Annotated in this window: 14 protein-coding genes; 3 read left to right on the top strand and 11 right to left on the bottom strand. The window is 64.5% G+C overall.

Features of this window, described 5'->3' with window-relative positions; translation table 11 throughout:
* Nucleotides 1–259: 259 nt before the first annotated feature.
* The 6 genes from guaB to groES form a co-directional block, all read right to left on the bottom strand.
* Entirely contained in the window at nt 260–1,756 is a 1,497-nt protein-coding gene (guaB, locus tag NBW56_RS09170) for an IMP dehydrogenase (protein ID WP_250258922.1), read from the bottom strand.
* A gap of 9 nt (nt 1,757–1,765) precedes the next feature.
* Nucleotides 1,766–2,407, bottom strand: a complete 642-nt coding sequence (locus NBW56_RS09175; RefSeq protein WP_250258923.1) for a hypothetical protein — start codon at nt 2,405–2,407, stop codon at nt 1,766–1,768.
* Complete coding sequence (locus NBW56_RS09180; RefSeq protein WP_250258924.1) at nt 2,400–3,377, bottom strand: pseudouridine synthase; 978 nt, start codon at nt 3,375–3,377, stop codon at nt 2,400–2,402. The genes NBW56_RS09175 and NBW56_RS09180 overlap by 8 nt, the downstream gene beginning before the upstream one ends.
* A 29-nt stretch (nt 3,378–3,406) precedes the next feature.
* Nucleotides 3,407–4,084: a hypothetical protein gene (locus NBW56_RS09185; RefSeq protein ID WP_250258925.1), complete on the bottom strand. Its 678-nt coding sequence runs from the start codon at nt 4,082–4,084 to the stop codon at nt 3,407–3,409.
* Between the two features lie 219 nt (nt 4,085–4,303).
* A complete protein-coding gene (gene groL, locus NBW56_RS09190) occupies nt 4,304–5,890 on the bottom strand; it encodes a chaperonin GroEL (RefSeq protein WP_250258926.1) in 1,587 nt (528 codons plus the stop codon).
* Between the two features lie 10 nt (nt 5,891–5,900).
* Entirely contained in the window at nt 5,901–6,197 is a 297-nt protein-coding gene (gene groES / locus NBW56_RS09195; protein WP_016663894.1) for a co-chaperone GroES, read from the bottom strand.
* A 461-nt stretch (nt 6,198–6,658) separates the two neighbouring features.
* Between groES and NBW56_RS09200 the strand changes: the two genes are divergently transcribed.
* Nucleotides 6,659–6,832 carry a hypothetical protein gene (locus tag NBW56_RS09200; RefSeq protein ID WP_153246517.1) on the top strand — a complete coding sequence of 58 codons (174 nt, stop codon included), beginning with the start codon at nt 6,659–6,661 and terminating at the stop codon, nt 6,830–6,832.
* Between the two features lie 101 nt (nt 6,833–6,933).
* Here NBW56_RS09200 and NBW56_RS09205 read toward each other — a convergent pair whose 3' ends face one another.
* The 4 genes from NBW56_RS09205 to NBW56_RS09220 are packed head-to-tail and all read right to left on the bottom strand — an operon-like array spanning nt 6,934 to nt 9,750.
* Nucleotides 6,934–7,416, bottom strand: coding sequence for a molybdenum cofactor biosynthesis protein MoaE (locus NBW56_RS09205; protein ID WP_284346108.1), 483 nt, complete (start codon nt 7,414–7,416; stop codon nt 6,934–6,936).
* A complete protein-coding gene (locus NBW56_RS09210; protein ID WP_250258927.1) occupies nt 7,413–7,907 on the bottom strand; it encodes a MogA/MoaB family molybdenum cofactor biosynthesis protein in 495 nt (164 codons plus the stop codon). Before NBW56_RS09210 ends, NBW56_RS09205 begins: the two co-directional genes overlap by 4 nt.
* Nucleotides 7,904–8,431 (bottom strand): cyclic pyranopterin monophosphate synthase MoaC, encoded by a 528-nt coding sequence (gene moaC / locus NBW56_RS09215; protein WP_250258928.1) that lies wholly within the window; start codon nt 8,429–8,431, stop codon nt 7,904–7,906. The genes NBW56_RS09210 and moaC overlap by 4 nt, the downstream gene beginning before the upstream one ends.
* Nucleotides 8,428–9,750, bottom strand: coding sequence for a molybdopterin molybdotransferase MoeA (locus NBW56_RS09220; protein ID WP_250258929.1), 1,323 nt, complete (start codon nt 9,748–9,750; stop codon nt 8,428–8,430). Before NBW56_RS09220 ends, moaC begins: the two co-directional genes overlap by 4 nt.
* Before the next feature lie 98 nt (nt 9,751–9,848).
* Between NBW56_RS09220 and NBW56_RS09225 the strand changes: the two genes are divergently transcribed.
* Both NBW56_RS09225 and NBW56_RS09230 read left to right on the top strand, forming a co-directional pair.
* Entirely contained in the window at nt 9,849–11,078 is a 1,230-nt protein-coding gene (locus NBW56_RS09225; RefSeq protein ID WP_065247253.1) for a GTP 3',8-cyclase MoaA, read from the top strand.
* A 4-nt stretch (nt 11,079–11,082) separates the two neighbouring features.
* Nucleotides 11,083–11,379 (top strand): MoaD/ThiS family protein, encoded by a 297-nt coding sequence (locus NBW56_RS09230; protein ID WP_250258930.1) that lies wholly within the window; start codon nt 11,083–11,085, stop codon nt 11,377–11,379.
* Here the strand turns inward: NBW56_RS09230 and moeB are convergent.
* Nucleotides 11,376–12,548, bottom strand: a complete 1,173-nt coding sequence (moeB, locus tag NBW56_RS09235; RefSeq protein ID WP_250258931.1) for a molybdopterin-synthase adenylyltransferase MoeB — start codon at nt 12,546–12,548, stop codon at nt 11,376–11,378. The genes NBW56_RS09230 and moeB overlap by 4 nt on opposite strands.
* Nucleotides 12,549–12,710: the final 162 nt, after the last annotated feature.

Below are 12,710 nucleotides of genomic sequence, written 5' to 3' on the forward strand. Positions count from 1 at the left end.
CGGCAGCGTCAGATGTGTAAAAGAGCACGGCTTCGACCTGCCATCCCCCGCCTTCAACCTGCCATCCCCCCGGTATCCACCTGTCACCCCAGCCGATCCTGGAAGTGGTGAAAAACGGCGTTAGACCCTGGAATTTCTCCGTGTGGCGGCGATCTTTCACCACTTCAGAGAAACAGCTTCACCACTTTAGGGTCGCAGCGGGAGAAAAATCAGAAGGGGCGAAGGCACCACAAGCCTTCGCCCCCGCAACACCGAAGCCCTAGCGGGCGCGGTAGTTCGGCGCCTCCACGATCTGCGCCATATCGTGCGGGTGCGACTCCTTGAGGCCCGCCGCCGTGATGCGCACAAACTTGCCGCGCTCCTTGAGCTCCGGAATCGTGTGCGCACCCACGTAGAACATCGACTGCGCGAGGCCGCCCGTCAGCTGGTGCACGACGGTGCCGAGCGCGCCCTTGTAGGCGACCGTGCCTTCGATGCCCTCGGGCACGATCTTGTCGTCGGTCTCCACATCGGCCTGGAAGTAGCGGTCCTTCGAGAAGGACTTCTTGCCGCGCGAGGCCATCGCCCCGAGTGAGCCCATTCCGCGGTAGCTCTTGAACTGCTTGCCGTTCATAAGGATCACTTCGCCGGGCGACTCGGCGGTGCCCGCGAGGAGCGAGCCGAGCATCACGGTATCGGCGCCAGCCACAAGGGCCTTCGCGATGTCGCCCGAGTACTGCAGGCCACCATCGCCAATGAGGGGAACACCCGCGCTCTTGCATGCCTTCGAGGCTTCAGAAATGGCCGTGACCTGCGGAACGCCCACGCCGGCCACGACGCGCGTTGTGCAGATCGAGCCGGGGCCCACGCCCACCTTGACGGCGTCAACGCCGGCATCGATGAGCGCCTGGGCGCCCTCGCGCGTCGCCACGTTGCCGCCGATGATCTGCACGCCGTCGAAGGCCTTATCAGCCTTGAGCCGGCGAATCATGTCAAGGGCGAGGCGCGCGTGGCCGTTCGCGGTGTCCACCACGAGCACGTCCACACCCGCATCGCGCAGTGCACCCGCACGTTCGTAGGAATCTCCAAAGAAGCCCACGCCCGCACCGATCAGGAGGCGCCCCTCGGCGTCCTTCGAGGCGTTCGGGAACTGCTCGCTCTTGACGAAGTCCTTCACGGTGATGAGGCCCGTGAGCTTGCCGTTTTCGTCCACGAGGGGCAAGCGCTCACGCTTGTGCTTGCGCAGCAGCGCCGTTGCGTCTTCACGGCTCACGTCGGTAGGCGCGGTGTACACCTCGCGCGTCATGACGTCCGAAACCTTCGTGCTGGCCCACTCGGCAACGGGGATGAAGCGCAGGTCGCGGTTTGTGCAGATGCCGAGAAGCGTACCGGCCTCATCCACAACGGGCAGGCCCGAAACGCGGTAGTTGCCGCACGTCGCATCGAAGTCCTCGAGCGTCGCGTCCGGCCCGATCGTCACGGGGTTCGGCACGCGACCCGTCTGGGTGCGCTTGACGAGGTCGACCTGGTGGGCCTGATCCTCGATCGAAAGGTTGCGGTGAAGAATGCCAATGCCGCCGAGGCGCGCCATGGCGATCGCCATGCGAGCTTCGGTCACGGTGTCCATCGCAGCGGAAGCGAGGGGCACCCTCAAGTTGATCTCGCGCGTCAGCCGCGCGGTCGTGTCTACGTCGCTCGGGATGACGTCCGTCTCCCCGGGAAGAAGCAGCACGTCGTCATAGGTCAGGCCAACAAAACCGAAGGGATCATTCGTCATGCTCCAACTTTAGCGCCGTCGCCTTGCCAGTTCCTTCCTGCGCGCATCAAATGCTTCAAGAAACACGTGCGGATCCTCAAACTCTTCGCGCCACGTCATCGCGTACCGTTTCGCGAGGGCGCGATTTTGCCAAGACTTTCGGGCGGCACGATCGCGTGCAAGTAACTCCCGCCGCGAGGGGCTCGCCGCACCGCACACATGCCGCTCAAACTCGGCGATCCCCTCGTAACTGCGATCGTCCCAGCCGCTATAGGGGATAAGCAGGCGTCGGCCTTCCTCCCCCGCTTCGAGCACCGTGACACCTTGGGGGCGAAAATCCGGGACCACAGCCCGCACGTGCGCGGCGTCACACCACTGCCGCCCCCTGTGCACGCGCCCCGACTCCCTATTCCACCAGGTCGTGCGGTGCGTGAGAAGAAGCACCGCAAGCATGAGAAGCGCGAGCAGCACCCACCCCGCGGCCCACGCCGCAGGCAGAGCAGTCCACCACGGCCACCACAACTGGCGATGCACATACAGCCCCGTGACCGGCAAGAACACCGCGGAAAGCAGCGGCGCGCCCCACCTGAGCCACGGTACGAGGCGCGCGGCAAAAGTGGGCCCAAGCGCCACGTCAGTACCCCTCACACGCGCGGTGATCTGCTCACTCATCACTCTCCGCCTCCCGCGGCCACCACTCGAAGCGCCGCTCCGCCCCCGTCACCGGATCCTGAAACGCCATGAGCACACTCCACAGCGCGAGCGGCTCACTCACCTCCCTGCGGTAACGCTCCCCCGTGAGCGGATCGGGTGCAGGTGCGGGATACAGCTCATCCCCCACGATGGGCAGGCCCACGTGGGCGAGGTGCACACGCAACTGGTGGGTGCGGCCCGTGTGCGGAGTCAGGCTCAGCAAAGTCCGACGGCTGCCAGCCTCCCGCCGCAGCATTCGCACGCTCGTCCACGCCTCTTTCCCCTCCGGATCGATGTGCGCCCAAAGATCACCGTGCCTCTTCAGGATGGGCTCACGAATCTCAAGCGGGCCGCGCTCGAGGCTGGCAGGCGTCGGAAAATCCCCCTCCACCCACGCCACGTAACGCTTTTGGACCTCCCCGCGCGCAAAAAGCTGCTGGTAGGCGCCACGCTCCTCGGGAATCTTCGACAGCACAAGGATCCCGCCAGTCTGTTTATCGAGCCGGTGAATCGGCGATAGATCAGGGAGAGCATGCGCCACCCTCAGCCGCACAAGGGCACTGCGGCGCACATGCTCGCCGCGCGGAATACTCGCCATGTCGCGCGGCTTCGCGACCACAAGCAGATGATCATCTTCGAACACCACGGGAATCTCGCGCGGCTCAACCTCCTCGGGGGCAAGCTCCCTGTGGAAGAACACCTCGCGCGCACGCGTCACCGCCTCGGTCTCGCCCCACGGCTCACCGAGCTGATCCACGAACTCCCCCGCGGCGAAACGCTCACCCAGGTCACGCGCCTCCACCGAACCGAGCGCCGGGAATCGCTCGAGCAAAACCTCCCCCACGGGCCGACCTACTTCACGCGGCGTTGCCACCACCCGCACGGCATCAAGCCCACCCCGTTGCGGCAGGGGCGGGCGAGTAAAACGCTTGGTACGGCGGGCAGGCATGGTTCCATTGTGCCAAGGAACCGGTGGCCTCAGATCCCCCAGATCATGAACGTCAAAACATTGTGTACCGCATAAAACGCGACGATCGCGAGCACAGAAAGGTTCGGGTGGCGATCGATGAATGAGAGCGAGCCCGGCATCATACGCGCGAGTTCCCCCGGCCGTGCGTGGTCGATGTTTTCGACCTTCACGCCGCGCTCCTCCGCTTCCCGCACGAGAATCGACTGCGCGCGCGTGCCATAGAACGCGCCTGAAAGGTTCGCCACGCGGCTCGTGTGTGAACGCATGATGAGGGCGGCATCGAAAGCATCAACCTCGGTTTCCACGGGGTCGCGAGGTTCTTTCCCACGGTAGATATCTCGCACGAGCCAAATCCCGGAAAGCGCACTCCACTTCGCCGAACGAGGAATGCGGAAAAGACCGCGCACCTTAAGGCGATCCTCGTAGAGCACAACGCATTGCGTGAGGATCCGGAGCAGGGCAACGATGGCAAGAGCCACGACCGCGAACCACCCGTACAGCGGAAGGGTGAACCAGTGGTCGTGGAAGAGGCGCGGATCGCTCCACAAGCTCTGCCCGATGAAACTAATGCCCACGAGGAACTCGAGCAGCACCGTAAACACGACCGCTGCGAGGAGGGCGGCACTCATGGCCGCGGGGCTCGGCCGCATCACGATTTTGTGGGGCTTCCCACCTTTGCGAGTCATCGGCTCCTCGGCCGATGGCACGCGATTCGACGTGCTTCGCGAGGGTGATTGAGACACGGCGCTCATGCAGTCCCCTCTCCCTCTCGCAAGTATCGGCAGGTCAGGCTTTGGCGTGCGCGGGCGCGCTCGGCACACTTCGAGTGCGCTTCGCCAAGAATACGCCCCGCTCCTCGAAAAAGCTCAAGAAGCGGGGCGAGTGAGATGAGGTCCGACGGTTGCTTACTCCTCGTCGTCCTCACGCTTGTCAACGACAAGGGTCTCGGTCGTGAGAACGAGGCCAGCAATCGAGGCGGCGTGGCGCAGGGCGCTGCGCGTCACCTTGACCGGGTCGATGATGCCTGCGTCAACGAGGTCGACGTATTCGCCGGTTGCGGCGTTGAGGCCGGTGCCCACCGGGGACTCCTTGACCTTCTCGACCACAACGTAGCCTTCTTCGCCGGCGTTCTCGGCGATCCAGCGCAGCGGCTCGGCAACGGCCTTGGCGACGGCGCGAACACCGACTGCCTCGTCGCCCTCGAGCCCGAGATCATCGGCGAGAACGGTCGCAGCCTGGACGATGGCCGAGCCACCGCCAGCAACGATGCCCTCGTCGATCGCGGCGCGCGTTGCGGCGACCGCGTCCTCGATACGCATCTTCTTTTCCTTGAGCTCAACCTCGGTGTGAGCGCCAACCTTGATCACGGACACGCCACCCGAGAGCTTCGCGAGGCGCTCCTGGAGCTTCTCGCGATCCCACTCGGAATCGGTGTTCTCGATCTCGGCCTTGATCTGCTGAACGCGATCGGAGACGGCTTCCACGTCACCGGCGCCGCCCACGATGGTCGTGTTGTCCTTCGTGATGACGACGCGCTGAGCGGTGCCGAGCTGGCTGAGCTCGGTCGTCTTGAGGTCGAGGCCCAGATCGGGCGTAATGACCTCGGCGCCCGTGAGGATCGCGATGTCCTGCATCATGGCCTTGCGGCGGTCGCCGAAGGCGGGAGCCTTGACGGCGGCACCCTTGAAGGAACCGCGCAGCTTCGAGACCACGAGCGTCGCGAGGGCCTCGCCCTCGACGTCCTCAGCGATCACGAAGAGGGGCTTACCCGATTCGACAACCTTCTCGAGCACGGGCAGGAACTCCTGCACGTTCGAGATCTTGCCCTGGTTAATGAGCACGTAGGCGTCTTCGAGAACGACTTCCTGGCGGTCAGCGTCGGTCACGAAGTGCGGGGAAATGAAGCCCTTATCGAACTGCATACCCTCGGTGAAGTCGAGCTCGAGCGCCGTGGTCGAGGACTCCTCGACCGTGATGACGCCATCCTTGCCGACCTTGCCGAAAGCCTCCGCGAGGAGTTCGCCGATCTCTGCATCCTGCGAGGAAACGGTCGCGACAGACGCGGTCTGTTCCTTCGAGTCAATGTCGATTGCGATCTCGCCGAGCTTTTCGCTGAGTGCCTCGACGGCCTTCTCCATACCGCGCTTGAGCGCTGCGGGAGCCGCGCCCGAGGCGACGTTGCGCAGGCCCTCGTGCACGAGGGCCTGAGCGAGAACCGTCGCGGTGGTCGTGCCGTCGCCGGCAACGTCGTTGGTCTTGGTCGCCACTTCCTTCGCGAGCTGGGCACCGAGATCCTCGTACGGATCCTCGAGCTCAACCTCGCGGGCGATTGTCACGCCGTCGTTGGTGATGGTGGGGGCGCCCCATTTCTTGTCGAGGACGACATTGCGGCCCTTGGGGCCAAGCGTCACCTTGACGGTGTCCGCGAGCTTGTCGACGCCGCGCTCAAGGGCGCGGCGCGCATCCTCGTCGTAAATAATTTCTTTAGCCACGATGAGCCTTTCAGCCTTCGATGATTGCGAGAACGTCGCGCTGGCTCAGAACGAGGTACTCCTCGGAGCCGTACTTGAGTTCGGTGCCGCCGTACTTCGAGAAGACGACCTTGTCACCGACCTTGACGTCCATGGGGATACGTGCACCCTTGTCGTCGAAACGGCCTTCGCCCACGGCGACGACCTCGCCCTCCTGGGGCTTTTCTTTAGCGGTATCGGGGATGATCAGGCCCGAAGCAGTCACCTGCTCGGCTTCGAGCGGGCGGACGACGACACGGTCCTCGAGGGGCTTAATGGAGACCGACATGCGACCTCACTCCTTCTTTTATCAATGTGAAGTTGACGGGTGTGCCACGGTGGGGTGTTCGTCGTCGCGGTGCCGAACAACCCGGCGCACCATTTGGCACTCTCACGCTGAGACTGCCAACGAATTCCACACTAGTGTGCCGGTTAGCACTCGTCAAAGCTGAGTGCCAGCTTGATGCGCGCCCAAACCCCCATAACCCCTATGCAATCGAGGAGGGGGCGCAACCCAAACCCCCACAACCCCTATGCAATCCAGGAGGGGCGTTGGTCCCGAACGTCTGTGTCCCGCGCGTCACATATCCGGCATATCGGAATCGACGTTCCATATCACACGTATCGCCCTAGCGCGAGCGCGCGTCCACTTCATAAGATTGAAGCACGTGAGAAAGCAGCGGTGGAGCGCCCTCTACCGCCACTTTTCGCGCCTAATTCCAAACAAACGGTAGTGAGGAACACACAAAAATGACCATCATCCGCTCGATCTTCAAGACCTTCGAAAACCTCGCTGATCACATGGTGGGGCAAGACGTCGAACGTCACAACACTGTGGACAAGAACCGACTCGGTGGCGACTTCGCCGCCATCGCCCAGGCCCGAAGCGCCCAAGGCCTCACCACTCTCGGCCTCGGTCGCTAAAAACTTCAGCCTCATCTACCGAACGCCCCGCGCGCCGCTCACCCGAGCGATGCAGCGCAGGGCGTTTTTTCATACCCCGAAGCAGGCGTCAAGCACGGTGCTCAGCCAATCGCGGCAACCCACTCGTGGGAACCGTCGGAAAAGTACTGATCCTTCCAGATCGGCACGCGCGCCTTCACCTCATCCACGAGATCCGCACACGCCTCGAAGGCACGGGCTCGATGCGGGGCCGCAACCGCCGCCACAAGCGCGGAATCGCCCACCTCGAGAGCGCCGTGGCGGTGGCTCGCGGCGACGAGAACATCGGGGTAGCGCTCACCGATCGTGCGCACGACGTCCATCATGACGTCGCCTGCACTCGGGTGCGCCTCATAGGCGAGGCGCTCCACCCCACGCCCCTCGTCATGGTCACGCACGAGACCGTCGAAAGTCACGAGGGCACCGCAGCGCCTGTCCTCCACAAGCCGAACCATCTCGGCGACCGCAATCGGCTCGCCGCTCACACTCGCGTGACGCACGCGTTCCTCGACACCACCGAGGTGCGGATCGCGCTCATCCTGCGCGGGCTTCGCACCTTCACTCATTCATGCCCTCCTCCATCGCGCTGGCGAAGCACATGCTCGAGAATTGGCTCGAGCACAGCCATGCCATCTTTCACGCCGCCGCGTGAGCCCGGAAGATTCACCACGAGCGTGCGACCAGCAAAACCGGCAAGCCCCCTACTGACAACCGCGTACGGCGTCGATTCACAGCCCTTAAGGCGCAGCGCCTCAGCAATTCCGGGGATCTCCCGCGTGAGATGCGGGCGAGTTTCTTCCGGCGTGACGTCGCTCGGCGTGAGGCCCGTGCCGCCCGTCGTGATCGCAAGATCCACCCCGGACGAAATAGCCTCGCCGAGGGCACGGCCAACGTCGGAACCATCCGGGACCACCGTGACACCGCACCCGCGAAACCCGCACCGCTCAAGCCAAGCCGAAAGCTCTGGCCCCGTGAGGTCCTCGTATTCGCCGCGGGCCGCGCGCGTTGAAGCAACGATCACGCATGCCGACCATCCATGCTCCCCCACGAGGCTCACGCCGCGCCGCCTTTCTCGCCGCTCGCGACCTCGCGGTCCCAATCGCCGCTCTTCCCGCCCGACTTCGCAAGCACCTTGACATCGCCGATGACCGCGAGGTGGTCAACAGCCTTAATCATGTCGTAGACCGTAAGTGCGGCGACGCTCGCAGCCGTGAGTGCCTCCATCTCGACCCCCGTTTTGCCTTCGGTTTTCACACGCGTGTTCACCTCGAGAATCTCGGGCGCGCGGCGCGAAAAATCGATCGTCACCTTCGTGATCGGCAGCGGGTGGCACAGCGGGATGAGCTCGTGCGTGCGCTTTGCCGCCATGATGCCCGCGACGCGCGCGACGCTGAGTGCCTCCCCCTTCGGAAGGTCGCCCGTGAGGATGCGATCGATCACGTCGCTGCGGCTCGTGAGAGTCGCGCTCGCGCTCGCCTCTCGGGTCGTCACGGCCTTGCCGGAAACATCGACCATGTGGCTCGAACCGTCGGTGCGCACGTGCGTGAGATCCGCATTGGCGTCGGTGTTGTTGTGTGTCATCGAAGAATCATCACCTCGTGAATATCGCCGTCGGCCACGTGCGTGACCTCCGCAGGAATGAGCACGAGCGCGTCGCTCAGGGCAAGCGCGCCCAGAAGATGCGAGCTCGCTCCGCCCACGAGCTTCACGGTTGAATCGGTGTTGAGGCGCGCTCGGCGCACTTGCACGAGGCCCTCGGGGGACGGCTCCGTCTCGCCGGTTTGCGTGCGCACGGGCAGCGACATGCGAGGGCGGGCCGGGGCACCGAGAGCATCGCGCACGAACATCTCAAGGCTCACGAACGCCGAAACGGGATTGCCGGGAAGCGCGATCCATGCCACCTCACCACGCTCCGCCGCGAGAATACCGAGTCCCTGAGGGCCGCCCGGCTGCATCGCCACTTTGTCGAAGGCGAGGCGCAGCGGCGAACGGGGCGTCTCGGCGGCCTGCCTGATCGGCTCGAGAGCGCCGGCACTCACGCCACCGGTCGACACAACGAGGTGCGCCTTCGCGGCCTCACACGCCGCGCGTACCTCGTCGAGAAGCGCTCGCGGATCATCCGGTACGCGCAGCCTGGCGCACACCTCGATTCCGGCTTCCTCGAGCGCAGCGCCGATGAGCGGCGAATTCGCATCGAAAATACGCCACTGATCGGCAGCGTCATCGCCTCGATCGCGCAGTTCACTCCCGGTTGACACAACGACGGCGCGCAGGGGCTCGCGCACCTCCACTTCGGCCACACCCACCGATGCCAGGTGACCGATGAGACGCGGCGTGAGGAGCTGACCTGCGCGCGCCACCACATCACCGCACTCGGTATCACTTCCAGCGTGCCGCACGAAACGCCCCTCGGTGCGGTGCTCGGGAGCAAGGCGGAAAATGAGGTCCGACGGTAGCCGGCAAGCGTCGGACCCCTCGCGTGTGAGCTGTGAAAAACGCCGAACATCCGTGGCCTCAACCGGGATCACGGCGTTCGCGCCCGCGGGGATCGGGGCGCCCGTCATGATGGGGCGCGCCGTGCCTGGCTCGAGGCGTGAGGGCGCTTCGCCCGCCGCGATGAGCGGACCGAGCGGAAGACTGATCGAGGCCCCATCCGGGGCGTTCGCGAGGCTCGCAACGTGCAGCGCGAAGCCATCCATCTGCGAATTCGCCACGGGTGGGACGTTCACGGGCGAGGTCACGTCGCGCGCGAGGACTCGGTCGCGGGCGCTCTCGATTCCGACGGTTGCCACGCCCGGCGCATTCGGGGAATCCAGCACCGCGCCCACGAGCTCACGAAGGCTCCGCCGATGTTCGGCGAGCGGGATGCGACCAGGCGCGAGGCGCGACTCGTGCTCCACTGTGCTGTTCCTTCCTCGTGTGGCCAGGGCCTCTAGGGTAGCGTGCGAAAGTCCCCTAAGCTGGTGTGACACCTCTTTCGCGAGACCCAAAGGAGAGCATGTCGATCGACCTCGGGATGCCGAAGCCCCGCGCCATGGACCCCGTCGAGGAAGTCCCCTCGACCGAGGGCCGCCCCGCGACGGGCGCGCTCATCGACACCTACGGCCGCACGGCGAGCGACCTTCGCATCTCGCTGACCGATTTTTGCAACCTCCGCTGCACGTACTGCATGCCCGAGGCCGGTCTGCAGTTCCTAAAGAAACCACAGCTCATGAGCGTTGACGAGGTCGCACGGTTTGTGCGCATCGGCGTGGAGAAGCTCGGCATCCGCGAGGTACGTTTCACGGGCGGCGAGCCGCTCACGCGCGCCGATCTCCCCGACATCATCGAGTCGGTGGCAGGGCTTTCGCCACGACCAGACATCTCCCTTACAACAAACGCCATTGGTCTCGAGAAGCGAGCCGAAACACTCGTGGCCGCCGGCTTGGACCGCCTCAACATTTCCCTCGATTCGGCGCACTCCGAAACGTTTGAAGCAATGACCCGCCGCCCGTTCCTCCACCGCGTTTTGCAGGGCATCGATGCCGCACGCGACGCAGGGCTGAGCCCCATCAAGATCAACGCGGTTCTCCAGCCCGGTGCCAATGAACACGAAGCCGCCGAGCTCCTCGCGTGGTGCCTCGAGCGGGGACTCGAGCTTCGATTCATCGAATACATGCCTCTCGATGGCGCGGGTCGCTGGACCCGCGAACGCATGGTCACGGCGAGCGATGTGTGGCAGCTTCTCAGCCCCTACTACGTGATGCACCCCGTGCGCGAAGCACGCGGCGGCGCCCCCGCCGAGAAATTCGACGTGTGGCCTAGGCCCGCCGTTGCGGCCCCCGGTGCTCCGGGCACGATCGCGGGAGAGCTCAAGGCACGCGGCATCGATCCTGCGAACACGGATGCGGTGCGCAGCATTCTGCCCCCTGCCCCAGGTAAACCATTTGCGGAAGCCGGCGAAAGGCCGCACGAGCAGGCGCTGGGAACCGTCGGAATCATTGCCTCCGTGACGAGGCCCTTCTGTGCGGATTGCACCCGCACCCGCCTCACCGCTGAGGGTCGCGTGCGCACGTGCCTGTTCTCGCACAGCGAGACCGACCTGCTTGGCCTCATGCGCCAAGGCGCGAGCGACGAGGCCATCGCCGAGCGGTGGCGCGCCGCCCAATGGGGCAAACAGGCAGGCCACGGTATGGATCGCAGCGATTTCGTGCAGCCCGAGCGGCCCATGAGCGCCATCGGAGGATAGAAACATGAGTGAAAGGAGCGGCGCGATGACGAGTGCCAACGTTCGCTTTTTTGCCGGCGCGGCCCACGCTTTTGGCACGAGCCAGCACACGGTCGAATTCGAGGGGACAACTCTCGGAGACTTGCTCGAGGCCTTGAGCGCGGGAGCCGTCGAATCGGCAGGGCCCGATTCCGCTACGGTGCTCAGGCGATGCAGTTTCCTCGTGAACACGGTGAGCGAGAACGACCCCTCGGCAGTGCTTGCGCCTGGAGAGGACGGCACGCTGCGCGTCGACGTGCTGCCGCCCTTCGCGGGAGGCTAAGGGCGAAGCGTTACCGAAGCCGCCATGTAACCGCCCGCCATATTCGCCACGCTAATTCCAAGGGCCGCGAGCTCTGCCTGCGCCGCCGCCGATCGGGCCCCACCCGCGCAGTGCACGATCGCGCCACGCAACTCGTTCACGGAGCTGAGGGGCCCGACGGTTGCCCGCTCCCCTCTCGCAAACTCCATGAGCTGACCCTTCGGGACATTAACGGCGTGAGGCAGCATGCCCTCCGCAGCCTCCGACTCTTCGCGGATGTCAATGAGGAGTCGGCCGGCCGCTGCCTCTCGTCTTGCCTCCGCTGGCGAAAGAACCTCCGCCCGCACCGGCGCGGCCCCGGAGGCTTCTACTGCGGGGAAGCCGCACGTCTCAACGAGGTCCTCGATTTCGGTGACGGGCGCACGGCCCGCGCGCCGAGAGACATCAAGCCGCGTCCAGTCACCGGTCAGGGCACTATAGAGCTGGATTCGCCCATAGAGCGGGGACCCGAGTCCCGTAAGCACCTTGAGGGCTTCCATCGCCATCGTCGAGCCAATCACGCCCACGAGCGGGCCGAGCACCCCGGCCTCACTGCAACTTGGAACCTCGCCGGGCTCCGGCGGTCGCGGGTGCACGTCACGGTAGGTCACGCCGCGACCTTCGTCGCCAAAGAACACGGCGACCTGCCCGTCAAAGGCAAGGATGGAACCCCAGATCAGGGGCACATTAAGGATCTCGCACGCGTCGGACACAAGGTAACGCGTAGGGAAATTATCGGTGCCATCAAGCACGAGATCATGCCCGGCAAGGGTCGCGAGTGCATTGGCCGGTGTGAGCACCTCGGGCACCTCGCGCACGTGGACGGCCTGATTGAGTGCGTGCACAGCTCTGGCGGCGGAGGCGACTTTTGGGGTTCCGACGGCCGCTTCGGAATGAATAACTTGCCGCTGAAGGTTGGAACTATCCACTAAATCGGCATCGATAACCGTGAGGGTTCCAACGCCGGCAGCGGCAAGATATTGGAGGATTGGCGAACCAAGCCCACCTGCGCCCACGACAGCAACCTTGGCTGACCTGAGCTTTTGCTGACTTTCGGGCGTAAAGCCGGGCAGGAGAAGATGTCGCGAGTAGCGCTGATACTCGACTCCGCTCAGCCCTCTCTCCATCTCACCTGATGCATAATTAACCATAGTTTGTAGTCTCACAGTTTGACCTGAACCCAGGCGCCGTAGAAAAATTCTTCACAATAGGGCGGTGAACCACCTCACATGGGGTACAGTTCAACCGTTCCATGAATAGTTCATGACCTTTCCGTGACGCCACTGTTCACGATACGTTCAGCGGCCCAACGA

The sequence above is a fragment of the Dermabacter sp. Marseille-Q3180 genome (assembly GCF_940792985.1).
Lineage (GTDB): Bacteria > Actinomycetota > Actinomycetes > Actinomycetales > Dermabacteraceae > Dermabacter > Dermabacter vaginalis.